At 70.7% G+C, this 24,515-nt stretch carries 24 protein-coding genes; 16 read left to right on the top strand and 8 right to left on the bottom strand.

Annotation, left to right across the window (positions count from 1 at the left end; translation table 11 throughout):
- Positions 1 to 12: 12 nt before the first annotated feature.
- Positions 13 to 261 (top strand): DUF6457 domain-containing protein, encoded by a 249-nt coding sequence (locus ACFQVD_RS13565; RefSeq protein ID WP_343961219.1) that lies wholly within the window; start codon positions 13 to 15, stop codon positions 259 to 261.
- A 196-nt stretch (positions 262 to 457) separates the two neighbouring features.
- Here ACFQVD_RS13565 and ACFQVD_RS13560 read toward each other — a convergent pair whose 3' ends face one another.
- Positions 458 to 769, bottom strand: coding sequence for a DUF3099 domain-containing protein (locus ACFQVD_RS13560; protein ID WP_343961085.1), 312 nt, complete (start codon positions 767 to 769; stop codon positions 458 to 460).
- 75 nt (positions 770 to 844) lie between these two features.
- On the opposite strand from ACFQVD_RS13560, the gene ACFQVD_RS13555 reads away from it, so the two are divergent.
- Entirely contained in the window at positions 845 to 1,057 is a 213-nt protein-coding gene (locus tag ACFQVD_RS13555) for a dodecin (protein ID WP_343961087.1), read from the top strand.
- 66 nt (positions 1,058 to 1,123) lie between these two features.
- Here ACFQVD_RS13555 and ACFQVD_RS13550 read toward each other — a convergent pair whose 3' ends face one another.
- Together ACFQVD_RS13550 and ACFQVD_RS13545 are read right to left on the bottom strand one after the other, a co-directional pair.
- Positions 1,124 to 2,491, bottom strand: a complete 1,368-nt coding sequence (locus ACFQVD_RS13550; protein ID WP_343961089.1) for a TldD/PmbA family protein — start codon at positions 2,489 to 2,491, stop codon at positions 1,124 to 1,126.
- A gap of 62 nt (positions 2,492 to 2,553) precedes the next feature.
- Entirely contained in the window at positions 2,554 to 4,053 is a 1,500-nt protein-coding gene (locus ACFQVD_RS13545) for a TldD/PmbA family protein (RefSeq protein WP_343961091.1), read from the bottom strand.
- A gap of 76 nt (positions 4,054 to 4,129) precedes the next feature.
- Between ACFQVD_RS13545 and ACFQVD_RS13540 the strand changes: the two genes are divergently transcribed.
- Both ACFQVD_RS13540 and fabI read left to right on the top strand, forming a co-directional pair.
- Entirely contained in the window at positions 4,130 to 4,834 is a 705-nt protein-coding gene (locus ACFQVD_RS13540; protein WP_030904652.1) for a beta-ketoacyl-ACP reductase, read from the top strand.
- Between the two features lies 1 nt (position 4,835).
- Positions 4,836 to 5,600 (top strand): enoyl-ACP reductase FabI, encoded by a 765-nt coding sequence (gene fabI, locus ACFQVD_RS13535; RefSeq protein WP_343961094.1) that lies wholly within the window; start codon positions 4,836 to 4,838, stop codon positions 5,598 to 5,600.
- A 221-nt stretch (positions 5,601 to 5,821) separates the two neighbouring features.
- Here the strand turns inward: fabI and ACFQVD_RS13530 are convergent, their stop codons facing one another.
- Both ACFQVD_RS13530 and ACFQVD_RS13525 read right to left on the bottom strand, forming a co-directional pair.
- Positions 5,822 to 6,703, bottom strand: coding sequence for a hypothetical protein (locus ACFQVD_RS13530; protein ID WP_343961096.1), 882 nt, complete (start codon positions 6,701 to 6,703; stop codon positions 5,822 to 5,824).
- Positions 6,704 to 6,878: 175 nt separating this feature from the next.
- Positions 6,879 to 7,823, bottom strand: coding sequence for an aldo/keto reductase (locus ACFQVD_RS13525; RefSeq protein ID WP_030904644.1), 945 nt, complete (start codon positions 7,821 to 7,823; stop codon positions 6,879 to 6,881).
- Positions 7,824 to 7,888: 65 nt separating this feature from the next.
- Here ACFQVD_RS13525 and ACFQVD_RS13520 point away from each other — a divergent pair, with 65 nt between their 5' ends.
- The 5 genes from ACFQVD_RS13520 (at position 7,889) to mshC (ending at position 12,064) form a co-directional block, all read left to right on the top strand.
- Positions 7,889 to 8,590 (top strand): histidine phosphatase family protein, encoded by a 702-nt coding sequence (locus tag ACFQVD_RS13520; protein WP_343961099.1) that lies wholly within the window; start codon positions 7,889 to 7,891, stop codon positions 8,588 to 8,590.
- A gap of 9 nt (positions 8,591 to 8,599) precedes the next feature.
- On the top strand, positions 8,600 to 9,172 hold the full coding sequence (locus tag ACFQVD_RS13515; protein WP_343961101.1) for a DUF3090 domain-containing protein: 573 nt from the start codon (positions 8,600 to 8,602) through the stop codon (positions 9,170 to 9,172).
- Positions 9,169 to 9,930 carry an SCO1664 family protein gene (locus ACFQVD_RS13510; protein ID WP_343961103.1) on the top strand — a complete coding sequence of 254 codons (762 nt, stop codon included), beginning with the start codon at positions 9,169 to 9,171 and terminating at the stop codon, positions 9,928 to 9,930. The genes ACFQVD_RS13515 and ACFQVD_RS13510 overlap by 4 nt, the downstream gene beginning before the upstream one ends.
- 91 nt (positions 9,931 to 10,021) lie before the next feature.
- Positions 10,022 to 10,750 carry an NRDE family protein gene (locus ACFQVD_RS13505; RefSeq protein ID WP_343961106.1) on the top strand — a complete coding sequence of 243 codons (729 nt, stop codon included), beginning with the start codon at positions 10,022 to 10,024 and terminating at the stop codon, positions 10,748 to 10,750.
- A gap of 90 nt (positions 10,751 to 10,840) precedes the next feature.
- Positions 10,841 to 12,064 (top strand): cysteine--1-D-myo-inosityl 2-amino-2-deoxy-alpha-D-glucopyranoside ligase, encoded by a 1,224-nt coding sequence (gene mshC / locus ACFQVD_RS13500; protein WP_343961108.1) that lies wholly within the window; start codon positions 10,841 to 10,843, stop codon positions 12,062 to 12,064.
- 214 nt (positions 12,065 to 12,278) lie between these two features.
- Here mshC and ACFQVD_RS13495 read toward each other — a convergent pair whose 3' ends face one another.
- Entirely contained in the window at positions 12,279 to 12,482 is a 204-nt protein-coding gene (locus tag ACFQVD_RS13495) for a cold-shock protein (RefSeq protein WP_030904638.1), read from the bottom strand.
- Between the two features lie 213 nt (positions 12,483 to 12,695).
- Positions 12,696 to 13,172 carry a peptide deformylase gene (gene def, locus ACFQVD_RS13490; RefSeq protein WP_343961111.1) on the bottom strand — a complete coding sequence of 159 codons (477 nt, stop codon included), beginning with the start codon at positions 13,170 to 13,172 and terminating at the stop codon, positions 12,696 to 12,698.
- A 465-nt stretch (positions 13,173 to 13,637) separates the two neighbouring features.
- Between def and ACFQVD_RS13485 the strand changes: the two genes are divergently transcribed.
- From ACFQVD_RS13485 to ACFQVD_RS13455, 7 genes are all read left to right on the top strand, one after another.
- Positions 13,638 to 14,957, top strand: a complete 1,320-nt coding sequence (locus ACFQVD_RS13485) for an MFS transporter (protein WP_343961113.1) — start codon at positions 13,638 to 13,640, stop codon at positions 14,955 to 14,957.
- Between the two features lie 167 nt (positions 14,958 to 15,124).
- Positions 15,125 to 17,206: a molybdopterin oxidoreductase family protein gene (locus tag ACFQVD_RS13480; RefSeq protein ID WP_364151498.1), complete on the top strand. Its 2,082-nt coding sequence runs from the start codon at positions 15,125 to 15,127 to the stop codon at positions 17,204 to 17,206.
- Positions 17,203 to 18,606 (top strand): FAD-dependent oxidoreductase, encoded by a 1,404-nt coding sequence (locus ACFQVD_RS13475; RefSeq protein ID WP_343961117.1) that lies wholly within the window; start codon positions 17,203 to 17,205, stop codon positions 18,604 to 18,606. The genes ACFQVD_RS13480 and ACFQVD_RS13475 overlap by 4 nt, the downstream gene beginning before the upstream one ends.
- Before the next feature lie 119 nt (positions 18,607 to 18,725).
- Positions 18,726 to 21,173, top strand: a complete 2,448-nt coding sequence (gene nirB / locus ACFQVD_RS13470) for a nitrite reductase large subunit NirB (protein ID WP_343961119.1) — start codon at positions 18,726 to 18,728, stop codon at positions 21,171 to 21,173.
- Between the two features lie 91 nt (positions 21,174 to 21,264).
- Positions 21,265 to 21,618 carry a nitrite reductase small subunit NirD gene (gene nirD / locus ACFQVD_RS13465; RefSeq protein ID WP_343961121.1) on the top strand — a complete coding sequence of 118 codons (354 nt, stop codon included), beginning with the start codon at positions 21,265 to 21,267 and terminating at the stop codon, positions 21,616 to 21,618.
- A gap of 55 nt (positions 21,619 to 21,673) precedes the next feature.
- Entirely contained in the window at positions 21,674 to 22,843 is a 1,170-nt protein-coding gene (locus ACFQVD_RS13460; RefSeq protein WP_343961124.1) for a uroporphyrinogen-III synthase, read from the top strand.
- Positions 22,840 to 23,589, top strand: coding sequence for a sirohydrochlorin chelatase (locus tag ACFQVD_RS13455; protein ID WP_364151509.1), 750 nt, complete (start codon positions 22,840 to 22,842; stop codon positions 23,587 to 23,589). The genes ACFQVD_RS13460 and ACFQVD_RS13455 overlap by 4 nt, the downstream gene beginning before the upstream one ends.
- A 15-nt stretch (positions 23,590 to 23,604) precedes the next feature.
- Here ACFQVD_RS13455 and ACFQVD_RS13450 read toward each other — a convergent pair whose 3' ends face one another.
- Positions 23,605 to 24,459 (bottom strand): PAC2 family protein, encoded by an 855-nt coding sequence (locus ACFQVD_RS13450; protein ID WP_030904623.1) that lies wholly within the window; start codon positions 24,457 to 24,459, stop codon positions 23,605 to 23,607.
- Between the last annotated feature and the right edge of the window lie 56 nt (positions 24,460 to 24,515).

Genomic DNA, 24,515 nt, shown 5'->3' with positions numbered 1-24,515 from the left:
TGAGAGTTGAACGTGCTGACGGAGTGGACCGCGCTGGTCTGCCGGGAGTTGGGCATCGATCCCGCGACGGTCGACCGTGACGAGGTGCTCGACCTGACGAAGGAGGTCGCGCACGGAGTGGCCCGGCCGGCCGCGCCGCTGACGGCCTATCTGCTCGGCGTGGCGTTGGGGGCGGGCACGGCGCCGCCGGATGCCGTGGAAAGGCTGACCGCGCTGGCGCGTAACTGGGAGCGGACAACCGATACACAGGGTGAGAAATAATGCCAGGGAAAAGGTGAGAGCAAGTAAAAGTCATAAGAAAAGGGCGACGCCGGGTGGTTACGGGGGCAAACCACCCGGCGTCGCTTCATCGGCGTTCCGACGGGGGCCCGGAACGCCGGCACCAGTGCCCCGACGGGGGACCAGGGCACTTGGCTAAAGCGTACACCTACAACCCTTAGAGTGCGTCAAGACTTAGTCACGACCCGATCTCGCGTCGGTGGCGTGGAATCTCGCTCTGTCCGGAATCTTCCACGTCAGGGGCTCCCGTCGTCCCACGTGGCGGCGCGTTGGCCCCGATCACGGCAATGTATGGTAAAAAGATCGCACCGGCGAAGAGCAGTAGTCGGACGGGTAGCGGAGCGGGCACGGTGAAGGCGAGGATCAGGCAGATCAGCCGGATCCCCATCTTGATGAAGTAGCTCTTCTCGCGCTTGCCGATGTCGGCACTCAGGGAGGGCCGGGCATCCGTCACCTGATGAACCACCGGGCGCTTGTGCCATCCCTTCACGATTCCCAATCTAGGCCCCATATCGGCTGATGGCGAACGGTCATGTAATCATCGCTTTCCGGGAAGAAGCATGAGATGACAGATCGAACGTACCGGGTGACCGAGATAGTCGGCACTTCGGGGGAGAGCATCGAGGCGGCCGTGCGCAACGGAGTCCGCCGTGCCTCCCAGACCCTGCGTCACCTCGACTGGTTCGAGGTGACCGAGATCAGAGGGCACATCGAGGAGGGGGAGGTCGGCCACTTCCAGGTCGGGATGAAGGTCGGATTCCGGCTGGAGGACGACTGAGCCCGCCCGCGGCGGGCCTCCGGCGAAGGCCCCCTCCTCGGCACGGCACGATCAGCCGGGCAGGGCCTAGCTGGCCTGGCTGACCGTCGACATGTTGAAATCGGGCACCCGGATCGCCGGCATGATCGCGCGGTTGAAGTAGTCGCTCCACTCGCGCGGCAGGGTCTGCTCGGAGGCGCCGATCTCGGTGAGGCGGCGGAGCAGGTCCACCGGGCTCTCGTTGAAACGGAAGTTGTTCACCTCGCCCACGACCTCGCCGTTCTCCACCAGGTAGACGCCGTCGCGGGTCAGGCCGGTCAGCAGCAACGTCTGCGGGTCGACCTCGCGGATGTACCACAGGCAGGTGAGCAGCAGGCCGCGCTCGGTGGAGGCGATCATCTCCTCCAGCGACCGGCCGCCTTCGGGGCCTCGCATGATCAGGTTGTCGATGGCCGGGGTCACCGGCAGCCCGGTCAGCTCGGCGGAGTGCCGGGTCTGCAGCAGGTTGGCCAGCCTGCCGTCGGAGATCCAGTCGGTGGCCGCCAGCGGCAGCCCGTTGTCGAACACCGAGCTCTCCCGGCTGGAGGTGTGCGCCACCACGAACGGCGGGCACTCGACGCCCGGCGCGGCGGGGTCGGCGTACAGGCGGATCGGCGACTCGGAGAGGACCTCGCCGACGCGGGTGCCGCCGCCGGGCCTGGAGAAGACGGTGCGCCCCTCCAGGGCGTCGCGGGCTCCGGCCGTCCAGTACAGGTAGATCATCAGATCGGCCACGGCCGTCGGCGGCAGCAGCGTCTCGTACCGGCCCGCGGGCAGGTCGACGCGGTTCTTCGCCCACTCAAGCCGCCGGGCCAGCACGGCGTCCAGGGCCGCCACGTCGACGTCGGAGAAGTCGCGGGTGGACACGCCCGTCCACGCCGAGCGCTTCATGTCCAAGGACTTGGCGTTGAGCTCCAGGCGGCCGGTGGGCTGGGTGTGCCGCAACCTGGTGCCGGTGGAGGTGCCCACGAAGGTCGTCGTGACCGTGTGCTCGGCGAATCCGTACAGCCTGCGCCCGCTCGCCTCGGCCGCGACGAAGGCCTCGCCCAGGGCGGGGGCGAAGGCGCCGAAGACCCCTATCGAGGTCGGTTCGGCCGGGTCGTCCCAGCCGTCGGACCGGGTGCCCTCCAGCAGCGGCCGGGCGTCCTCGGACGGCTGGGCGTCCTCCGCGGCGTGGTCGGCGGCCGCCACGACGTCGTCGAGTTGCTCGGGGCGGACCGCCGCCCGTGACACCACGCCCACCCCCCGGCCCACGATCGAGATCACGGTGAGCTGCGCGGAGCGGGACACGCCGTTGGTGGTGAGGGTGTTGCCCGCGAAACGCAGGTTGGCGCTCGACTCCTCGTCCACGATCACAACGACCTCGTCGGCCGTGGAGAGCTCAAGAGCCTTCTCGATCATCTCCTGGGGGCTCATGCCGCTCCTCTCCTGCCGGCCTGCCCGGCCGCCGCCTTCATCCGCCCGCTCGCCGTACGCGCTCAACTGCCACTCTCCTGGGCGGTGTTGAGGACGCGCACGCCGCGGAAGAGCGCCGACGGGCAGCCGTGGCTGACCGGGGCGACCTGGCCCGGTTGCCCCTTGCCGCAGTTGAACGCCCCGCCGAGCACGTACGTCTGCGGCCCGCCGACCGCCGCCATCGACCGCCAGAAGTCGGTGGTGGTGGCCTGGTAGGCGACGTCGCGCAACTGTCCGGCGAGCCTGCCGTTCTTGATCAGGTAAAACCGCTGACCGGTGAACTGGAAGTTGTAACGCTGCATGTCGATGGACCAGCTCTTGTCGCCCACCACGTAGATGCCCCGATCGACGCCGGAGATCAGCTCCTCGGTGGTGGGGCCGTCGGGCGCCGGTCGCAGCGACACGTTCGCCATGCGCTGGATCGGGGTGTTGCCGGGGGAGTCGGCGAAGGCACAGCCGTTGGAGGCGCCCAGGCCCTTCAGCAGCGCCATCCGCCGGTCGAGCTGGTAGCCGACCAGTACGCCGCCGGAGACGATGTCGAACTCCCTGGTCGCCACGCCCTCGTCGTCGTAGCCGATCGTGGCCAGGCCGTGCTCGACGGTGCGGTCGCCGACCACGTTCATCACCTGCGAGCCGTACACCAGCTTGCCGAGCTGGTCGAAGGTGGCGAAGCTCGTCCCTGCGTACGCCGCCTCGTAGCCGAGGGCGCGGTCGAGTTCGGTGGCGTGCCCGACCGACTCGTGGATCGTCAGCCACAGGTTCGACGGGTCGATCACCAGGTCGTAGGGGCCCGCCTCGACGGAGGGGGCCTTGAGCTTCTCTTCAAGGAGTTCGGGAACGCGCGCCAGCTCACCGGGGAAGTCCCAGCCGGTGCCGGTGAGGTACTCGTACCCCCGGCCCGCGGGTGGGGCGAGCGTCCGCATCGAGTCGAAGCGGCCGTCCAGCACCCGCGTCGCCTCCAGCTGGGGGTGGACGCGCACCCGCTGCTGCGTGGTGGAGGTCCCGGCCGTGTCGGCGTAGAACTTCTGCTCCTTGACCTGCATCAGCGACGCCTGGACGTGGTCCACCCTGGGATCCGCCAGCAGGCCGCGCGACCAGTCGGCGAGCAGCTCCGCCTTGTCGCGCATCGGCACCTCGAACGGGTCGAGTTCGTAGGAGGAGACCCAGGTGGCGTCGGAGTGAACCGGCTCGGGCGCCAGCTCGACGGGCTCACGGTTGATCGCCGCCGAGACGAGCGCGACCTCCACCGCCTGTTCGGCGACGCGGACGGCCGCCTCGGGGGTGAGCTCGACGCCCCCGGCGAAGCCCCAGGTGCCGTTCTTGACGACCCGTACGGCATAGCCGAGGGTGTCGGCGTCGATGGAGCCCTCAAGCGCGGCGTCGGACAGGCGTACGGTCTCTCCGCGGATGCGTTCCAGCCGGAAGTCGGCGTGCTCGGCGCCCAGGTCCCGGGCGCGCCGCAGGGCCGCGTCCGCCAGCCGCCGCAGCGGCAGGGCGAGAAAGTCGGAGTCGATCTGGCGCATGTCAACGATCCTAACCCCGTGATCTTGTCCTTCCCGGACAAGAGGGTTACCCCCAAGTAGCCGATACCGTCTGACCATGGCTCGATCTGTTCTCGTAACCGGCGGCAATCGCGGCATCGGCCTCGCGATCGCCCGCGAACTCGCCCAGGCAGGCGACGCCGTCGCCGTGACCTACCGTTCCGGGCAGCCCCCCGAGGGGTTGTTCGGCGTGCGCTGCGACGTGACCAGCACGGCCGACGTGGACGCCGCGTTCGCGAAGGTCGAGGCCGAGTACGGCCCGGTCGAGGTGCTCGTCGCCAACGCGGGCATCACCAAGGACACGCTGCTGCCGATGATGAAGGAGGAGACCTTCACCGATGTCATCGACGCCAATCTGACCGGCGCCTACCGGGTCGCCAAGCGCGCCACCCGCGGCATGCTGCGGCTCAAGCGCGGGCGTATCGTGCTGATCTCCTCGGTGGTGGCCATGCTCGGCTCCGCGGGGCAGAGCAACTACGCCGCCTCCAAGGCGGGGATGATCGGTTTCGCCCGGTCGGCGGCCAGGGAACTGGGCTCGCGCAACATCACGGTCAACGTGGTCGCCCCCGGTTTCGTGGAGACCGACATGACGGCCGAGCTCGACGAGTCGTACCAAGAGCAGATCAGAAAGAACATCCCCCTGGGCCGCTACGCCAGCCCTGAGGAGATCGCACGCGTGGTCAGATTCCTGGCCGGCGAGGACGCCGCCTACATCACGGGGGCTGTCATCCCCGTTGACGGTGGCCTTGGAATGGGGCACTGACGTGGGAATTCTCGAAGGCAAGCGGCTTCTCGTCACCGGGGTGCTCACCGACTCCTCCATCGCCTTCTCGGTGGCCAAACTGGCCCAGCAGGAGGGCGCCCAGATCGTGCTCACCGGTTTCGGCCGGCTCAGCCTGGTCGAGCGCATCGCCAAGCGCCTGCCGGAGCCGCCGCCGGTGCTGGAGCTCGACGTCACCAGCACCGAGCACCTCGACTCCCTGGCCGACCGGGTCGGCGAACACCTCGGGGGCCTGGACGGGGTGGTGCACGCCATCGGTTTCGCCCCTCAGACCGCCCTGGGCGGCAACTTCCTGAACACCTCGTGGGAGGACGTGGCGACCGCCGTCCAGGTCTCCACCTACTCGTTCAAGTCGCTCGCGGTGGCCGCGCTCCCACTCATGAAGGAGGGCGGCGCGATCGTCGGCCTGGACTTCGACGCCACCAAGGCCTGGCCGGTGTACGACTGGATGGGGGTGGCCAAGGCCGGCCTGGAGTCCTGCTCCCGCTACCTGGCCCGTGATCTGGGCAAGCACGGCATCCGGGTCAACCTTGTCGCGGCGGGTCCGCTCCGGACCATGGCCGCCAAGAGCATCCCCGGCTTCGGGGAGTTCGAGGACAGCTGGCCCGCCAAGGCACCGATCGGCTGGGACATCAACGACCCGATTCCGGCGGCCAAGGCGTGTGTCGCCCTGCTGTCTGACTGGTTCCCCGCCACGACCGGTGAGATCGTCCATGTCGACGGCGGCGTGCACGCCATCGGAGCCTAGATCCTGTCCCGCGGGCCAGGTGGCGCCGGTGACCGAGGTGGGCGGAAGATCCGGGGAGCAGGGGTCTGGGCCCTGTCCTGCGATCTTTTGCCTACTGCGGTCGGTCAGGTGGCGCCTCGCCGCGTTGTCGTCGGTCACCGCAACACGCTGCGGCTCCCTCCTCCGCCTTGCGAGACACCACCTGACCGATCCTCGCCACGGCAAGATCCACAGGGCAGGGCCTAGGCCACCCGGTGATGGCCCGGCGGCACCGGCTCGAAGGGGATCGACTCCTTGACCTTCCGCCTGCTGTACAGCAGGCGGACCGCGAGGATGGCCAGAATGAGCAGCGCGGTGGTGAGCACGGTGCCCGCCTTGTCGGATGGCCGGCTGGGCGTCACCGGCCGTTCGTTCGACATCTGCCGCTGTAACTCCTGCATCAGCGGGGCCGGCCAGAGCAGTTCCACCCGGGGCGCCTCGGCGTCGACCACGGGTGACGGTTCGGAGGTCACCGGTGCGTCCACGTCGGTCGCGGGCGTGTCGGCCTCCGGATACAGCGACCGCGAGGGCTGTCGCGTCCGGCCGGTCGGCACCGGCACCGGTTCCTTCCGCGCGGGCCGGTGGCCGTGGTCGCGCGAAGGGCTCGGCGACGGTTCGGGCCGGGCCGCCTCCTGAGAGGGGGAACTCTCCGACGGGTCCGAGCACTCGGGGGAGGCCGGCGTGGGCCGGCAGGTACCGGCGGGATCCTCGGGGCGCGGCCCGTCGCCGGAGGAGGCCTCCTCGTCCTCTGTGGGGCGGGCCTTGGCGGACGAGGTGGCCGGGGCCGGTGTCTCCTTCTCCGCGGCGGGGGTCTGGGGCGTGGTGTCGGCGGTGTCGTCGCCGGCGGTCGAGGATGAGAGCGGGGACAGCAGGGGGGAGAGCGGGGAGGTGTCGCCCGTGATGCCGCTCACCACGTTGTCCACGGTCCGGCAGATCCCGCCCGTCACGGTGCCCAGCAGCCCTCCGTGATCGCAGTCGTCCACCCGCGTGACGGTGTCCGTCCAGGCGGTGTCCATCGACGAGACCGCCGGGATCCCGCTGCCCAGCACCAGCGCCAGCGCGCCTGCCGACATCGCGGTTCGCACTCGTCTCCCTTCCCCCGGTCGGATGTCGGCCGTGATGTGCTGCCGACATCCGGGTGCCCCCGCCACCTGCTTGACAGTCTTGTGGGGAGGCCCGGTTTTTTCACGGAAAGTTGCTATTCGGTATCGACTAGTGATACGCGAGGCGAATTCTCGTTCGGTTTCCGTCCTGAGCGTCTCAGTCGGCCGACACGTCGTCGAGCGCTTCCCTTATCTCCACGGGCAACGACAGATCCTCGGCCTGGAGCACCCCGGACAGTTGCGCGTGGGTCCGGGCGCCGACGATGGCGGAGGCCACTCCCGGCTGGTCGCGTACCCACGACAGGGCCACCGACAGCGGCGAGACGCCAAGTCCCTCGGCGGCGGTCGTCACCGACTCCACGACCCGGCGGCACCGCTCGTCGAGGTAGGGCGTGACGAAATCGGCGAAGTGCGGGGTCGCGGCCCGAGAGTCGGCGGGGATGCCCGTGCGGTACTTGCCGGTGAGGACCCCGCGCCCGAGCGGCGACCAGGCGAGCACCCCGGCGCCGACATGCTCGGCGGCGGGGATCAGCTCGCGCTCGGCCTCCCTGGCCAGGAGCGAGTACTCGACCTGGGCCGCGACGATCGGCACCCGCCCCGGAACCGCCCGTTGCCCCACCGCGGCGGTCGCCAGCTGCCAGCCCGAGTAGTCGCACACCCCGGCGTACGCGGCCCGCCCTGAGGACACGATCGCGTCCACGGCGGCCAGGGTCTCCTCCAGCGGGACGTCGGGATCGAAGGCGTGCAGCTGCCACAGGTCGACCTCGTTGACCCCCAGGCGGGTCAGGGAGGCGTCGATCGCGGCGACCAGGTGCTTCCTTGAGGCGTCGCGGGGTCTGCGCCCGGCCGGGGTGAGCACGGCCTTGGTGGACAGCACCAGCTCCGAACGCGGCACCGAGTCGCGTAGCAGCCGCCCGAGCAGCCGTTCGGCGTCGCCCCCCGTGTAGACGTCGGCGGTGTCGATGAGCGTGCCGCCGGCCTCGGCGAACATGCGGAGCTGCGCCGCGGCCTCCTCGGCGCCGGTGTCACGCCCCCACGTCATCGTCCCCAGTCCCAGGCGGGACACCGACAAGCCGCTCCGGCCCACATAGCGCTGCTCCATGATCCGGCCAGATTACCGCTCGGCCACTTAAAAGTAGTGGAGTGAGGGCTGCAAGACTTGCCCGTGTGACGACCTTGTTGCTGGCCAGACACGGCCTTACCCACCTCACCGGTCCGGTCCTCGCGGGATGGACCCCGGATGTTCACCTCAGTGACGCGGGGCAGGCCCAGGCGAAGGCCCTCGCCGCCCGGCTGACCTCGCTGGAGCTCGACGCGATCGTCTCCAGCCCGCTGGAACGCTGTCAGGAGACCGCGCAGGCGGTGGCCGAGGGGCGGCAGGGGGCGGAGGTGCTGACCGATGAGCGCTTCGGCGAGTGCCGTTACGGTGACTGGACGGGCCGCCCGATCGCCGAACTCGTCAAGGATCCCCTCTGGCCGGTGGTGCAGGCCCATCCGAGCGCGGTGACGTTCCCCGGGGGAGAGTCCCTGCCGGCCGTCCAGTATCGCGCCGTGGCGGCGGTCAGGGAATGGAACGAGCGGCTGGGCCCGAAGGCGGTCTACCTCGTCTGCAGCCACGGAGACGTGATCAAGGCCATCGTGGCCGACGCCATGGGCCTGCATCTGGACCAGTTCCAACGGATAACCGCTGATCCGGCCTCGCTCACCGTCATTCGCTACACCCCCTTGCGCCCCTTCGTGCTCAGGCTCAACGACACGGGTGGAGATACGGCCGGATTGCGTCCCGCGGAGGGTTCGGGAGGCGAGGACGGGGGAGAAAATCCCACCGGGAGTGATGCCGCAGTCGGCGGCGGATCCGGGACCACGTAAGGTCGGGCTATGCCGGTCTTCGACTACGATCCACCCGAGAGATTCGTGGCCGGTGCCGTGGGGCAACCGGGATCACGAACCTTCTTCCTGCAAGCGCGGGGACAGGGCAGGCTGACCACCGTGGCGCTGGAGAAGTTCCAGGTGGCCGCGCTGGCCGACCGCCTCGACCAACTGCTCGACGAGGTGTTGCGGCGCGGCGAGGCCGGTGTCCCGGTGCCCGCCGTCGCTCCGGCCACGCTGGCCGACAACGCCCCTCTCGACATGCCGATCAGTGAGGACTTCCGCGTCGGCACCATGGCCCTGGCCTGGGACCCCGAGGCCGACCAGGTGGTCATCGAGGCACAGGAGGCCGAGGTCGAGGAGGAGTTCGAGCCGTCCTCGTCCGCCGATCTCACAGTGCTGCGCGTGCACATCAGCCCAAGCGCCGCCAGGGCCTTCACCAAGCGGGCCATGGCGCTCGTCGCCGCCGGGCGTCCGCCCTGCCCGCTCTGTGCCCAGCCTCTCGATGCCGAAGGGCATATTTGTGTGCGGCTCAACGGTTACCGGGGTAGTAGCGCTTCATCTGGTGGAGGAGGCGAATGAGCGCTGAGAGCGAGCCGACGCTGAGCACGGCGCCGGCCGCGGGGCTGGATGACGAGACCGCGATGCGTCTGCTCCGTGACGGACGGCTGGATGTGGCGGGTCGCCTGGTCGAGGCGACCAACATGACGCTTTACTGCTCGGTCCAACTCGGCGGGCTCGCGGCGGCCTGTGTGTACAAGCCGGTGCGGGGGGAGCGCCCGCTCTGGGACTTCCCCGACGGGACCCTGGCCGCCCGCGAGGTCGCCGCCTACGAGGTCTCCGCGGCGATCGGCTGGCGGATCGTGCCGCCCACCGTCTACCGGGACGGCCCGTTCGGCCCGGGAATGTGCCAGCTCTGGATCGACACCGACCCCGAGATCGACCTGATGGTGCTGATCCGCAGTCGCCAGCCATCGCTGCGGCGGATGGCGGTCTTCGACGCCGTCGTCAACAACGCCGACCGCAAGGGGGGCCACCTCCTGCCGCTCGCCGACGGCCATGTCTACGGGGTCGATCACGGGGTCTCCTTCTCCGCGGAGGACAAGCTCCGCACCGTGCTCTGGCAGTGGCGCGGCAAGCCCCTGTCCCGCGAGGCCATGAACGTCCTGACCCGCCTCGAACGCGACCTGGAGCAGGGGCGGCTCGGCCGCCGCCTCCGGGAACTCCTCACCCTCCCCGAGGTCGAGGCGACCTGGTCGCGGGTCCGCAGGCTTCTCGACACCGGCCTGCACCCCCTCCCCTCCAAGGAGTGGCCGGCGATCCCGTGGCCGCCGATCTGAGTTTCCGGGTGACGGTGCCGTGACCTCGGACCCCTTGCCGGTGAAGGACCCCGCTCCGCGCCCGCTCGCGGCGGAGGCGTAGCCTCCGGGCATGTGCACGGTTGTCATCAGCATCGATCCGAGTGCCGAGATCCCCCTGATCGTGGTCGGGGTGCGTGATGAGTTCACCGGCCGCCCCTGGGTTCCGCCAGCGGAACACTGGCGCAAGGACCGGCCCGGCCTGATCGGCGGTCGAGATCTCCAGGGCGGCGGCACCTGGCTGGCCGTCGACCCCCGGGGCAGGAGGGTCGGGGCCCTTCTCAACGGGCACGGCGTGCTCGCCTCGGAGGGGACGCGCCGCTCACGCGGCGACCTTCCGCTCCTGGCGGCCGCCGGAGGCCGGCCGGTGGAGGGCGACCTTGACCGCTATGACCCCTTCCACCTGCTGCACGCCGACCCCACCGGGGCCTGCCTGTGGCACTGGGACGGGATCGCGCTGAAGCGAGACGTCCTTCCTCCGGGAACCCACATGATCGTCAACAGCGGCTGGGAACGCGGCGTGGAGAACGAGCGCGTCGCGTTCTTCCGCCCTCTGTTCGCCAAGGCCGGCCGTCCCGCGGAGCTCGACGGGCCCTGGGAGGAGTGGCGGGAACTCGCCACCGGGGCGGGGATCCCCCCTGAGGACCCCCGGGCCATGATCATTCATCATGAGCTGCCCGACGGGCGGATCTTCGGCTCTCTCTCCGTCACCCTGCTCGCCCTGGCGCCGGACGGCGTCCGCTACGACTTCACCGCCGCCCCCAGTGATCCGGGTGCCTTCCGCGAAGTTCTCACGGAATGATCTGGGCGCTTCGCGGAGTTGAGACGAATGCCTCTGTATCCGCCACCCCGAGCTGATCGGGGTGGTCTGTCTGCTCGATAGGCTCACTTTATGAGATCGTGGTCTGCGCCGAAGGTTCCTCGGCTTCCCGGTGCCGGTGTCCCGCTGCGGCTTTTCGACACCGCCGTGCGAGATGTCGTCCCCACCAAGCCGGGTCCCATGGCACGGATGTACGTCTGCGGCATCACGCCCTACGACGCCACCCATCTGGGCCACGCCAACACCTACCTCGCCTTCGACCTGGTCAACCGGGCCTGGCGGGATGCCGGGCACGAGGTGCACTTCACCCAGAACGCCACGGATGTCGACGACCCCCTGCTGGAGCGGGCGGAGCAGACCGGCATCGACTGGCGTGACCTCGCCGAGCGCGAGATCGAGCTGTTCCGGTCGGACATGGAGGCGTTGCGCATCCTCCCGCCGCGCGACTACGTCGCCGTGACCGAGGTGATCGACCAGGTCGCGGCCCTGATCGAGTTGCTGCGTGACAAGGGCGCCACCTACGACCTGGAGGGTGACGTCTACTTCGACATGGCCGCGGCCCCCAAGTTCGGCGCCGTCTCCGGTTATCCGGAGGAGCAGATGCTCGCCCTGTTCGGCGAGCGCGGAGGGGATCCGGACCGTCCAGGCAAGAAGCACCCGCTCGACTGGCTGCTCTGGCGTGCGGAGCGCCCGGGGGAGCCGTCCTGGCCCTCGCCCTTCGGCCAGGGAAGGCCCGGCTGGCACATCGAGTGCACCGCGATCGCCCTGGCGAACCTGTCCAGTGGCTTCGACGTCGCCGGTGGCGGCTCCGACCTGATCTTCCCGCACCACGAGTGCGGCGCCCACGAGGGCCACGTGGCGTGTGGCGAGTGGCCTTTCGCCAAGGCCTACGTGCACGCGGGCATGGTCGCCCTGGACGGCGAGAAGATGTCCAAGTCGAAGGGCAACCTGATCTTCGTCTCCCGTCTGCGCCGGGAGACCGATCCGATGGCCATCCGGCTGGCCCTGCTGGCGCACCACTACCGCGCCGACTGGGAGTGGACCTCCGACCAGCTTGCCTCGGCGGAGGTGCGGCTGGCGCGCTGGCGTTCGGCGGCGGGCCTGCAGACCGGCCCCGACGCCGATGTCGTGCTCGACAGGGTCCGCGCCCGGATGGCCGACGACCTGGATGCTCCCGGCGCCCTGGCGGTCATCGACGACTGGGCCGAGCGTGCCCTGTCGGAGGGCGGCAGGGACCCGGACGCGCCGCTCCTTGTCAGGCGGATCGCGGACACGCTGCTCGGAGTCGCGCTCTGAAGGGCCCTTGAGGGCGGGGTGTCTCATAACCCGCTCCGGCGCCGGCCGGGGCTCTCGGCCGCGTTGAGAGCCGCCCTGCCCGCTTCGAGACCGGTGCTCTTCGGGCGGCCGCCCGAAGAGCACTCCCCGGCGGGGGAGCGGGGCCGGAAAACGACTGAGCCCGCACCGCTTGCGCGGTGCGGGCTCAGCCCGAAGCCTTTGAGGTCAAACCAGGTCAGATGAGCTCGACCTTGTCGGCCTGCGGGCCCTTCTGGCCCTGCGTGGTGACGAAGCTGACACGCTGGTTCTCCTCCAGGCTGCGGTAGCCGCTGGAGTTGATAGCCGAGTAGTGCACGAAGACATCGGCGGTGCCGTCATCCGGTGCGATGAATCCGAAGCCCTTTTCGGCGTTGAACCACTTAACGGTGCCCTCAGACAAAACTACTTCTCCTCATTGGGAGCCTCACCGAACCACCAGGTCGGCGGCACGGGGCTGCGTTGCGGACCCTACCATGCACCCGCGGAAACCATCCGGAGAAACTGTAACGTCCGCTGTCGGCGGACTTCTCATAAGCACTTGAGATGATAAGGCTAGGTTGAGAATTACGACTGCAACCACAACACTCTATCGGACATTTGTGAGGTGTGCAAGTCAAGAGATCGAAGCGAGGAAGCGTTCCCGCTCCTCCTCGGGGAGGCGGTCGATGAAGAGGGTGCCGTCGAGGTGGTCGGCCTCGTGCTGGAGGACGCGGGCCAGCATGCCCAGGGCCCGGACGGTGACGGGCTTGCCGAACATGTCGCGGCCGCGGGCCGTGACCATGTAGGAGCGTTCCAGCGGCCACCAGTGGCCGGGGGCGGACAGGCACGCCTCGTCGGCCACGATCCTCCGCTCGGACAGCTCCAGGCGCGGGTTGACCAGGTGGCCGGACTTGCCGTCCAACTCGTAGACGACGACCCTGAGCGGGACGCCGATCTGCGGGGCGGCGAGCCCCGCGCGGCCCGTGCCGGCGCGCATCGTGGCCTGGAGTGACTTCACCAGGACGCGCAACGCGCGGTCGAAGGTGGTCACCGGCTCGGCCACCGTGCGCAGCACGGGATCGTCGAACAGTCGGATCGGCTGGACGGCCACGCGCACTCCCGGAGGCGGATGAATCGGCACCGGTGACGGTTCCCGTTGCCGCACCGGCTCAACCATCGCCGTTGCCGGTGAATGCGCCTCGGTGAGCGCTCCGACCGGCCCGCGCCTCACGGCATGAGCGTTCTCCCGCTTCAGGCCGGTCGCCAGGCCCGGTCCCACCTCGGCTCCACGAGCGCTCGGCGTCTCCCCGCGCCTCTGGGCAGCGCGATCGTCAGTGCGATCAGCACCCCAGGAGCCGGCCGCACCGCTACCCTGATGACGCCGGAGCGTGACGGAACGGTCGCTGGCCCCACACTCCCCGGGTTTCCGGAATGTTGCGAGTGTGCGGCGTGTGCATTGCGTATTTCCAGGGTTAGTCACGCGTAACCGGCGCACCATCACAGACGGTGAATGTGCGTAACGCCGCCCTTCTAGTTTCGGGGATCGAAGCCCCCCGAAACCACAGGAGGACAGACGATGAGGCCCTGGATCAGTGACTGGCGGCCCGACGATCCGGATTTCTGGCAGAAGCACGGCCGGAAGGTGGCCAGGCGGAACCTGCTCTTCTCCATCTTCGCCGAGCACCTCGGGTTCACGCTGTGGACCGTCTGGAGCATCGTGGCCGTGCAACTCGGCTCCTACGACTTCTCCACCGACCAGCTCTTCTGGATCGTCGCCCTGCCCAACCTGGTCGGCTCGGCGCTGCGCATCCCGTACACCTTCGCCCCGGCCAGGTTCGGCGGCCGGAACTTCACGGTGGTCAGCGCTCTGCTCCTGCTCGTGCCCGCGGTGCTGCTGGCCGTCGCGGTCGGCGATCCCGCTACCCCCTACTGGGTGTTCCTGCTCATCGCGGCCACGGCGGGGCTGGGCGGCGGCAACTTCGCCTCCAGCATGGCCAACATCACCCACTTCTACCCTCGGGACAGGCAGGGGGCCGCACTCGGGCTCAACGCGGCCGGCGGCAACATCGGGGTCAGTTCCGTCCAGCTCCTCATGCCGTTGGTGATCGGGGCGTTCGGGCTGGCCGCCGCGGGGCTGTTCTGGATCCCCTTCATCCTGGCCGCGGCGGTGGGCGCCTACTTCTTCATGGACAACCTGACCTCGGCCAAGGCCAGTCCCGCGGACCAGCTGAAGGTCGTCGGCCGGGTCCAGACCTGGATCATGTCGGTCCTGTACATCGGTACGTTCGGCTCCTTCATCGGCTACTCCACCGCGTTTCCGCTGCTCATCAAGAGCCAGTTTCCCGAGCAGGCCTCGCTGGTCTGGCTGGCCTTCCTCGGACCGCTGCTCGGCTCCCTGGTCCGCCCGGCGGGCGGCTGGCTGTCGGACCGGCTCGGCGGGGCGCGGGTGACGTTCGTCAACTTCGCCGCGATGGCGGGCTCGGCGGTGCTGGTCTGGCAGGGGCTGTCCCAGCGCGGCTTCGCGCTGTTCTTCTGCGCCTACATGCTCCTGGTCGCCACCACCGGCATCGGCAACGGCTCCACCTACCGGATGATTCCGGCGATCTTCCGGGCCAAGGCGCTCGCGGGCGTGATCCCGGGCACGGCCGCCTACGACGCCGCCGTGGCCGCCGGGAGGCGGGACGCCTCCGCGGCCATCGGAATCATCTCCGCGATCGGTGCCTTCGGCGGGTTCTTCATCAACCGCGGATTCGGTAGCTCCATCGCCGCGACCGGCGGGGCGGGAGCCGCGCTGGCCTCCTTCGCCTGCTTCTACCTGGTGTGCGCGGCCATCACCTGGGCCTGTTACCTGCGCGCCGCGGGCGGTGCGCCGAGCCTGGCGGCGGCCCGGGTGTGAGCGCCGCGGCCAGGCCCGGCGCCCGCCCTGCTCACACCCGGCACCGGCCTGGCCGACGGATGACTCACACCCACCTCATTGCGAATGTGAACGCGGTTAGTGGCTTGTAGCACATCGGTAACAGGGGAGACCTCGCGGTGAAACCGCCTGAAAGCACCATCGGATCCATGCCGGTCTCACTTTCCCCCCAGACACCTGTGAAGGGTGGGACGGCGACGCACTGCCCCTACTGCGCTCTGCAGTGCGGCATGAACGTCGCGGTGGACGAGACCGTCACGATCACTCCGCGTCATGACGTCCCGGCCAATGCGGGAGGACTGTGTCAGAAGGGCTGGACCGCCGGTGAGCTCCTCACCGGCGAGCGGCTGACCGCCCCGCTGTTGCGCGGCGAGAAGGTCGGCTGGGACGAGGCGCTCGGCTTTGTCGCCGACCGGATACGCGCCGTCCAGGCCGAACACGGCCCCGACGGCGTGGCCGTGTTCGGCGGCGGCGGCCTCACCAACGAGAAGGCGTACCAGCTCGGCAAGTTCGCCCGGGTGGTGTTGCGGACCAGCCAGATCGACTACAACGGCCGGTTCTGCATGTCCTCGGCCGCCGCGGCCACCAACCGGGCCTTCGGGATGGACCGCGGCCTGCCCTTCCCGATCACCGATCTCGCCCGCGCCGACGCGGTCCTGATCGCGGGCGGGAACATGGCCGAGACCATGCCGCCGTTCGTCCGTCACCTCGCCGCGATGCGCGCGGCGGGCGGCCGGCTGATCGTCATCGACCCGCGGGTCACCGCGACCGCCCGGCAGGCCGACCTGCACCTGCAGCCGACCCCCGGCACCGACCTGGCGCTGGCCCTGGGCCTGCTGCACATCGTGGTCGCCGAAGGTGATGTCGACGAGGACTACGTGGCCGCCAGGACGAGCGGGTTCGACGCGGTCCGCACCTCGGTCGCGGCCTGGTGGCCCGAGCGAGTGGAACGGATCACCGGTGTGCCGGTCGCCCGGATGCGCGCCGCGGTCGCGATCCTCGTGGGCGCGAACCGGGCGGTGATCCTCACCGGGCGCGGCGCCGAGCAGCACGCCAAGGGCACCGACACCGTCAGCGCGTTCGTCAACCTCGCGCTCGCCCTCGGGCTGCCAGGGCGCGAGGGGTCGGGTTACGGCTGTGTCACCGGGCAGGGCAACGGACAGGGAGGCCGTGAGCACGGACAGAAGGCCGACCAGCTTCCCGGCTACCGCAGGATCGATGATCCGGCGGCCCGTGCCCACGTCGCCGCCGTGTGGGGCGTCGACCCCGGTGACCTGCCGGGGCCCGGCCGCTCCGGCTACGAACTGCTGGACGCGCTCGGCACCGGCGGCGGCCCCCGGGCACTGCTGCTGTTCGGCTCCAACCCGCTGGTCTCCGCGCCGCGTGCCGGGCACGTCGCCGAGCGGCTCGGCTCACTGGACCTGCTCGTGGTCTCGGACCTGGTCCTGTCGGAGACGGCCGCGATGGCCGACGTCGTGCTGCCCACCACCCAGTGGGCCGAGGAGAGCGGCACCATGACGAATCTGGAAGGCCGGGTACTGCTCCGCCGCCAAGCGGCCGCTCCGCCGTCAGGGGTGCGGAGCGACCTTGAGATTCTCCGGGGGCTCGCCACGAGACTGCGCGGGACAGCCGGAGCCGAGGGTTTCCCCACCGATCCGCGCGAGGTCTTCGACGAGCTCCGCAGGGCCTCGGCGGGCGGGACCGCCGACTACGCCGGCATCACCTATGAGCGGATCGCCGCCGAGACCGGGGTGTTCTGGCCCTGCCCGGCCGAGGATCACCCGGGTACTCCCCGGCCTTTCCTGGACGGCTTCGCCACGCCCGACGGGCGCGCCCGGTTCGTACCGGTCGAGCACCGTCCGCCCGAGGAGGAGGTCGACCCGGAATATCCGCTCCACCTCACGACGGGACGGGTGCTCGCGCACTACCAGAGCGGTGCGCAGACCCGGCGGATCGCCACACTGAACATGGCGGCACCCGAGGCGTTCGTGGAACTCCATCCCGACCTCGCCGAGCACCTGGGTGTGGCCCCGGGGGAGACGCTGCGGGTGGTCAGCCGGCGTGGCGCGACCGAGGCGCCGGCCAGGGTCAACCCGGCGATCCGGCAGGACACCGTGTTCATGCCGTTCCACTGGCCGGGCGTCAACCTGCTCACCAACCCCGCGCTGGACCCGGTGTCGAGGATGCCGGAGTTCAAGGTCTGCGCGGTCAGAGTGGAGCGTGCCGGATGACCCGGATCGTGGTCGTGGGCAACGGGATGGCGGGCGCCCGTCTGGTGAGCGAGATCCGGGCCCGTGACCGGTACGTCGGGCTGACCGTGTTCGGGGCCGAGGAGTCGCAGCCCTACAACCGCGTGCTGCTGTCGAACGTCGTGGCCGGGACGATGCCGCCCGACCAGGTGCGACTACTCGACCCGGCCTGGTACGCCGACCATTCGGTGACGGCGCTGCCCGGGGTCGAGGTGACCGCCGTGGACCGGGAGAACCGGGCCGTGCTCACCGCCACGGGCAGGCGCGAGCCGTACGACGTCCTCGTGCTGGCGACGGGCAGCGAGGCGGTCGTGCCGCCGGTACCGGGCGCGGACAGGGCCGTCGCGTTCCGCACGATGGACGACTGCAGGAGGATCCTGCGGGCCGCCGGCGCGGCGCGGCACGCCGTGGTGATCGGAGGTGGTCTGCTCGGAGTCGAGGCGGCGCGCGGCCTGGCCGGGCGCGGGCTGCCGGTGACGCTGCTGCACCTGGCCGGGCACCTGATGGACCGTCAGCTGGACGCCGAGGCCGGGCTGGTGCTCGGCCAGACCCTGGGCGGGCTGGGGGTGAGGACCAGGACCGGCGTCGTGGTCGAGGAGATCCTCGACGGCGGTGTGCGGCTCGCGGGAGACGAGACGGTCGAGGCCGATCTGGTGGTGCTCGCCTGCGGGGTCCGCCCGGTGACCGGGTTGGCTCGCGAGGCCGGGCTGGAGGTGGCGCGCGGGATCGTCGTCGACGACGAGATGCGCACCGACGATCCGTCGATCTTCGCGATCGGCGAGTGCGCCGAGCACCGGGGCAGGGTCTACGGGCTGGTCGCGCCGGCCTGGGAGCAGGCCGCGGTGGTCGCCGACATCGTCACGGGGGCCGACAAGGCCGCCCGATACCGGGGATCGCGGCTGGTGACCCGGTTGAAGGCCAGGAGCGTGGAGCTGGCCGCGATGGGCGAGACGCATCTGACCGAGGACGACGCAGAGGTCGTGCGGTTCAGCCACCGGGCGGCGGGCACCTACCGCAAGCTCGTCATCCGAGACGGCCGCCTGGTCGGCGTGATCCTCCTCGGTGAGACGTCGGCGGTGGGCAACCTCACCCAGTTGTTCGACCGGGGAGGGCCGCTGCCGGGAGACCGGGCCGGCCTGCTCTTCCCCGGTCTGCAGGGCAACGTGGTCGCCGAGAGCCCGGTCAGGATGCCGGACGCGGCGAAGGTCTGCCAGTGCAACGACGTGACCAAGGGACAGATCAGGGCCTGCTGGGAGTCGGGCGCCAGGGACGTCACGGCCGTGGCCGCCGCCACCCGCGCCACCACCGGCTGCGGTGGCTGCCGCGACGCGGTCGAGGGCATCGTCGGCTGGCTCTGCGAGCAGGAAGGGGTCTCGGCGTGACCGGCGCTGGAGGCGGGGGAACGGCCGGGCGCCGGGCGGACACGGAGCCGCCCCGCCCGGTGAGCGGAGCGATCCATCGGGGACGGGCAGACGGAGCGGACGGAAGGACGAGCGCGATCATGTCACGACTTGTCGTGGTGGGAAACGGACCGACATCGCACCGGCTGGTCGAGGCCCTGGTCGCCAAGGGGTTCGCGGGCCGGATCACGGTGCTGGGGGAGGAGCCCCGAGCGGCCTACGACCGGGTGGCGCTGACCTCCTACCTGGCGGGCAGAAGCGTCGAGGATCTCACCTACCCGGTACCGGAGGAGGTCGTGCTGCGCCTGTCGTCCAGGGTCGTCGACATCGACAGGCGGAAGAGGGAGGTCACCACCGCGGACGGCCGTCGCGAGCCGTACGACGTGCTGGTGCTGGCCACCGGGTCCAGCCCGTTCGTACCGCCGGTACCGGGCAGGGAACTGGACGGCTGCTTCACCTACCGCACGATCGACGATCTCGACGCGATCAGGGAGGCCGCCTCGGCCGCCACGAGCGGCGTCGTGGTCGGCGGCGGGTTGCTGGGGCTGGAGGCCGCCGACGCCCTGCGTGGTCTGGGCCTGTCGACGCACGTGGTGGAGATGGGCGGCTGGCTCATGCCCCGGCAGGTCGACGAGGGCGGCGGCGCGGTCCTGCGCGGTCACGTGGAGGCGCTCGGTCTGAGGGTGCACACCGAGGCGGGGGTGCAGGAGATCGTCGCGGGCCCGGACGGGCGGGTGGCGGGCCTGGTCAAGCCGGACGGGGAGACCGTCGAGGCGCAGATCGTGGTCTTCTCCGCCGGGGTCAGGCCCCGTGACGAGCTGGCCAGGCAGGCCGGCCTTGAGGTCGGCGGGCGCGGCGGGATCGTTGTGGACGACCGGATGCGCACCGCCGACCCGGCGATCTACGCGATCGGCGAGTGCGCGTCGCACGAGGGCATGGTCTACGGGCTGGTCGGCCCGTGCTTCACGATGGCGGAGGTCGCCGCCGACCGCATCCTCGGCGGCGGGGCGGCCTTCACCCGGGCGGATCTCTCCACCAAGCTCAAACTGCTCGGTGTGGAGGTCGCCCAGTTCGGCGCCATGGACGGCGCGCTGGACGTGACCTTCATGGATCCGGTGGGCGGGGTCTACCAGAAGCTGTTCGTCAGCGACGACGCGCGTACCCTGCTCGGCGGGATCTGCGTCGGCGACGCCACCCCGTACAACACCCTGAAGCCCTTCGTCGGCCGTGATCTGCCGGGATCGCCGAGCGAGCTGTTGTTCAGCGGCGGCCCGGCGAGCGTGGAGCTTCCCGACGACGCGCAGGTCTGCTCCTGCAACAACGTCACCAAGGGCCAGGTGCGCGCCGCCATAGCCGACCACGGCCTCACCGACGTGGCCGGGATCAAGGGGTGCACCCGCGCGGGCACCACCTGCGGCAGCTGCGTCCCGATGCTCAACCAGATCCTCGTCAAATCGGGTGTCGAACCCTCCAAGGCTCTGTGCGAGCACTTCGCGTACAGCAGGGCGGAGCTGTTCGACATCGTCCGGGTGCGCGCCATCACGACCTTCTCCCGGCTGATCGCCGAGCACGGCACCGGGCGCGGTTGTGACGTGTGCAAGCCGGTGGTCGCCTCGATCCTCGCCTCGCTCGGCGGCGGCCACATCCTCGACGGAGAGCAGGCCGCCCTGCAGGACACCAACGATCACTTCCTGGCCAACATCCAGCGCAACGGCACCTACTCGGTGGTGCCGCGCGTCCCTGGTGGGGAGATCACCCCGGACGGGCTCATCGTGATCGGCGAGGTGGCCCGCGACTTCGGCCTGTACACCAAGATCACTGGCGGGCAGCGGATCGACCTGTTCGGTGCCCGGGTCGAGCAACTTCCGCTGATCTGGAAGCGCCTGGTGGACGCGGGCTTCGAGTCCGGGCACGCCTACGGCAAGGCGCTGCGCACCGTGAAGTCCTGCGTGGGGTCGACCTGGTGCCGGTACGGCGTGCAGGACGCCGTCGGCCTGGCCATCGCGCTGGAGCTGCGCTATCGGGGGCTGCGCTCGCCGCACAAGCTGAAGTCGGCGGTCTCCGGCTGCGCCCGCGAGTGCGCCGAGGCCAGGGGCAAGGACTTCGGCGTCATCGCCACCGAGCGTGGCTGGAACCTCTACGTGGGCGGCAACGGCGGCTTCAGCCCGCGCCACGCCGACCTGTTCGCCTCCGATCTGGGCACCGAGGAACTGGTCCGGGTCATCGACCGGTTCCTGATGTTCTACATCCGTACCGCCGACCGCCTGCAGCGCACCTCCGCCTGGCTGGAGGCACAGGGGACGGCCTACGTCAGGGAGGTCGTCCTGGAGGACTCCCTCGGGATATGTGCCGACCTGGAGGCGCAGATGGAGCGGCACGTGGCCGGCTACACCGACGAGTGGCGCGCCACGATCGAGGACCCGGAGAAGCTACGGCGGTTCGTCTCCTTCATCAACGCCCCCGGGACGCCGGACCCCTCGATCGCCTTCGAACCCCAGCGTGACCAGGTGAAACCGGTCCTCATCCCACTGGAGGCGGTCCGTTCCTGACCGGCCGCCCCATGTCCCACATCCCCCGCGGCGCGTTGGGAGGCCCGTTCCGGCCCGCCACCGCCGACACCCCGAGGAGAGGCACTCACCGATGACCGTCCTGAGCGAAGAGCTGGAGCAGGCCGGCTGGACGCCGGTCTGCTCCTACACCGATCTGCTGCCCGAGCGCGGCGTGTGCGCGCTCGTCGGCGGTCGCCAGATCGCGCTGTTCCGTGCCTTCGACGGCACCCTGTTCGCGATCGGCAACCGCGACCCGTTCAGCGGCGCCCACGTCCTGTCCCGCGGGATCATGGGCACCAGGGCCGGCGAGCCCGTGGTGGCCTCCCCCATGCACAAGCAGGCTTTCTCCCTTGTGACGGGGGTGTGCCTGGACGACCCCGCGACGGCCGTGCCCACCTACCCGGTCCGCCTCACCGGCGAAACGGTGGAGGTGGGCACGGGGTGAGCCCGCAGGCGGCCGGACACCTGAAGAAGATCAAGCGAGGAGTGGTGAACGACAGATGAGCATCGCCGTTCTGGACAGCCCCGCCGACTCTCCCGAGACCGCGCCCGACGCGCTGGCCGGGTTCACGATCGGGGTCACCGCCACCCGGCGGCGCGAGGAGTTCTGCGCGCTGCTGGAACGCAGGGGCGCCAGGGTGGTGCGCGCTCCCGCGATCCGCCTGGTACCCCTGGCCGAGGACGCCGACCTGCTGGCCGCGACGCGCGCCGGCCTTTCCGCCCCGATCGACGACGTGGTGGTCACCACCGGGGTCGGCTTCCGGGGATGGATGGCCGCCGCCGAGGGCTGGGGGCTGGCGGGCGACCTCGCCGAGCACCTGGCCTCCGCGCGGCTGCTGACCCGCGGGCCCAAGGCCCGCGGCGCGGTCAGGGCCGCCGGGCTGAACGACCACTGGACCCCGTCCACGGAGTCGTGCGAGGAGGTCAAGCAGCACCTCCTGGCCCAGGACCTGCGCGGTCGCCGCATCGCCGTGCAGTTGCACGGGGAGCCGCTGACCGACTTCGTGGTCGCACTGCGCGAAGCCGGCGCGGAGGTCATCGAGGTGCCGGTCTACCGGTGGCTGCCCTACCGGGACGTGTCGCCGCTGCGCCGCCTGGTCAGCCAGGCGATCTCCGGCGGGGTGGACGCGGTGGCCTTCACCAGTGCCCCGGCCGTGCTGGCCATGCTCAACTCGGCCCGCGCGGACGGCCTGGAGGACGCACTGATCGCGGCCTTCGCGGGGCCGGTCGTCGCCGCCTGCGTGGGCTCGGTCACCGCCGGGCCCCTGGAGGCGCGCGGGGTGCCCACCGTGCAACCCGAGCGCTCCCGCCTGGGCACGCTGGCCCGTACCCTCGCCAGGCACCTGCCCGAACACAGCGTCACCCGCCTGGTCGCGGGCGGCCACCGGCTGGAGATCCGCGGCCACGCCGTCGTGGTGGACGGCGAACTGAAGCCGCTGCCGCCGGCGCCGATGGCGGTGCTCAAGCGCCTGGCCGACAAACCTGGGCACGTGGTGGCCCGCTCCGACCTGCGGACAGTGCTTCCCGGCGGCCCGTCGCGCGACTCGGCCGAGCACGCGGTCGAGATGGCCATCACCCGCCTGCGCCGGGCGCTCGGCCCCTCGGGAATCGTCGAGACGGTCGTCAAACGCGGTTACCGCCTGGCCTGCGACCGGGGCGAAGGTCTGTGACGACGCTGATCCTCGCCGGGCACGGGACGCGCAGCGCGCGGGGGGAGGAGACCCTGGCCGGACTGCGCGACCTGGTACGCGAGGGCCGCCGGGGAACGCGCGTCGAGCAGGCGTTCCTGGAGATCAGCTCACCCCCGCTGGCCGACGTGCTTGTCGAGGTGCCCGGCCCCCTCGTGGTGGTCCCGCTGCTGCTGGCGGGCGGCTACCACGTTCACATCGACCTGCCCGCGGTGGTGGCCGCGGCCAGGCCGGACGCCACGGTGACGGCCCCGCTGGGGCCGCATCCGCTGCTCGCGGCCGTGCTCGCCAGACGGCTGGCCGCCGCGGGGCTGAGGGCGGCGGACTCGGTGATCCTGGGAGCCGCGGGGTCGTCCGACCCCGCGGCGCTGGCCGACGTGCGGGCGGCGGCCCGGCTGCTTTCGGTCCGGATCTCCCGCCCGGTCACCGCGGCCTTCGCCGCCACGGGCGCCCCATCGATCGCCGAGGCCCTGGAGCGGCTGCGTTCAGGACCCGCGCCGCGGATCGCGCTCGCCTCCTACCTCCTGGCCCCGGGCTTCTTCCAGGACCGCCTGGAGGCGTCCGGTGCCGACCTGGTCGCCGCCCCCCTGGGGGTGGACGCCGACCTGGCCGCGCTGGTGTGGGCCCGGTTCGACCAGGCGTGCCAGGCGCCGGTGACCTCGGACTCGGACCGGAGGCGCCTGGTCTCCGCGCACCCGGTCCTGAAGGAGCGGAACGGCCGGCGGTGACCGCCGGCCGCGGGCTCAGCCGTCGGAGTCGCGGTCGCGCCGGCGCAGGTAGCGCTCGAACTCGGCGGCGATGGCGTCACCGCTGGCCTCGGGCAGCTCGGCGGCGTCCTTGCGCTCCTCCAGCTCCTTGACGTACTCGGCGACCTCGCTGTCCTGAGAGGCCAGCTCGTCGACGCCGTGCTCCCAGGCCCGGGCCTCCTCGGCCAGCTCGCCCAGCGGCATCGGGATGTCGAGCAGATCCTCCATCCGGCTGAGCAGTGCCATGGTGGCCTTCGGGTTGGGGGGCTGGGCCACGTAGTGCGGCACCGAGGCCCACAGCGACACGGCGTGCAGCCCGGCCGCGCCCAGGGACTGCTGGAGCACGCCGACGATGCCGGTCGGTCCCTCGTAGCGGCTCAGCTCCAGGTTGATCGCCCTGGCCAGCCCCTCGTCGGTCGCCGAGCCCACGATCGGCACCGGACGGGTGTGCGGCGAGTCGTTGAGCAGCGCGCCGAGTAGAACCGCCAGCTCGACCCCCAGCTCCCGGCAGACCAGGACGATCTCCTCGCAGAAAGCGCGCCAGCGCATGTTGGGCTCGATGCCGCGGAGCAGCACCACGTCGCGGTCGACGCCCGGTGGTCTGGCCACCGACAGCTTCGTGGTCGGCCAGGTGATGGAGCGTGTCAGCCCCTCGCCCATCTCGACGATCGGGCGGGTCACCTGGAAGTCGTAGTACTCCTCGGGGTCCAGGGAGACCAGCGGGGTCGCCTTCCACTCGCCCTCGAGGTGCGCGATCACTCCGCTCGAGGCCTCGCCCGCGTCGTTCCACCCCTCGAACGCGGCGATCATCACCGGGTCGACGAGCTCGGGCAGACCTTCGATCTCGATCACGCGCCCCCTCCTTCTCACCGCACCGTCCTATCCGGCTAAGCCTATGCCGTGAGGGG

Source organism: Streptosporangium amethystogenes subsp. fukuiense (genome assembly GCF_042665875.1).
GTDB lineage: Bacteria > Actinomycetota > Actinomycetes > Streptosporangiales > Streptosporangiaceae > Streptosporangium > Streptosporangium fukuiense.
This window is presented reverse-complemented; position numbering and strand designations above follow the sequence as displayed.

What these genes read in the sequence shown, in the direction of transcription:
- ACFQVD_RS13555 (WP_343961087.1), top strand. Translation starts at nt 845, where the DNA reads ATGACAGATCGAACGTACCGGGTGACCGAGATAGTCGGCACTTCGGGG.
- ACFQVD_RS13550 (WP_343961089.1), bottom strand. Translation starts at nt 2,491, where the DNA reads ATGAGCCCCCAGGAGATGATCGAGAAGGCTCTTGAGCTCTCCACGGCC.
- ACFQVD_RS13545 (WP_343961091.1), bottom strand. Translation starts at nt 4,053, where the DNA reads ATGCGCCAGATCGACTCCGACTTTCTCGCCCTGCCGCTGCGGCGGCTG.
- ACFQVD_RS13540 (WP_030904652.1), top strand. Translation starts at nt 4,130, where the DNA reads ATGGCTCGATCTGTTCTCGTAACCGGCGGCAATCGCGGCATCGGCCTC.
- ACFQVD_RS13525 (WP_030904644.1), bottom strand. Translation starts at nt 7,823, where the DNA reads ATGGAGCAGCGCTATGTGGGCCGGAGCGGCTTGTCGGTGTCCCGCCTG.
- ACFQVD_RS13515 (WP_343961101.1), top strand. Translation starts at nt 8,600, where the DNA reads ATGCCGGTCTTCGACTACGATCCACCCGAGAGATTCGTGGCCGGTGCC.
- ACFQVD_RS13510 (WP_343961103.1), top strand. Translation starts at nt 9,169, where the DNA reads ATGAGCGCTGAGAGCGAGCCGACGCTGAGCACGGCGCCGGCCGCGGGG.
- ACFQVD_RS13505 (WP_343961106.1), top strand. Translation starts at nt 10,022, where the DNA reads ATGTGCACGGTTGTCATCAGCATCGATCCGAGTGCCGAGATCCCCCTG.
- mshC (WP_343961108.1), top strand. Translation starts at nt 10,841, where the DNA reads ATGAGATCGTGGTCTGCGCCGAAGGTTCCTCGGCTTCCCGGTGCCGGT.
- ACFQVD_RS13485 (WP_343961113.1), top strand. Translation starts at nt 13,638, where the DNA reads ATGAGGCCCTGGATCAGTGACTGGCGGCCCGACGATCCGGATTTCTGG.
- ACFQVD_RS13480 (WP_364151498.1), top strand. Translation starts at nt 15,125, where the DNA reads ATGCCGGTCTCACTTTCCCCCCAGACACCTGTGAAGGGTGGGACGGCG.
- ACFQVD_RS13475 (WP_343961117.1), top strand. Translation starts at nt 17,203, where the DNA reads ATGACCCGGATCGTGGTCGTGGGCAACGGGATGGCGGGCGCCCGTCTG.
- nirB (WP_343961119.1), top strand. Translation starts at nt 18,726, where the DNA reads ATGTCACGACTTGTCGTGGTGGGAAACGGACCGACATCGCACCGGCTG.
- nirD (WP_343961121.1), top strand. Translation starts at nt 21,265, where the DNA reads ATGACCGTCCTGAGCGAAGAGCTGGAGCAGGCCGGCTGGACGCCGGTC.
- ACFQVD_RS13460 (WP_343961124.1), top strand. Translation starts at nt 21,674, where the DNA reads ATGAGCATCGCCGTTCTGGACAGCCCCGCCGACTCTCCCGAGACCGCG.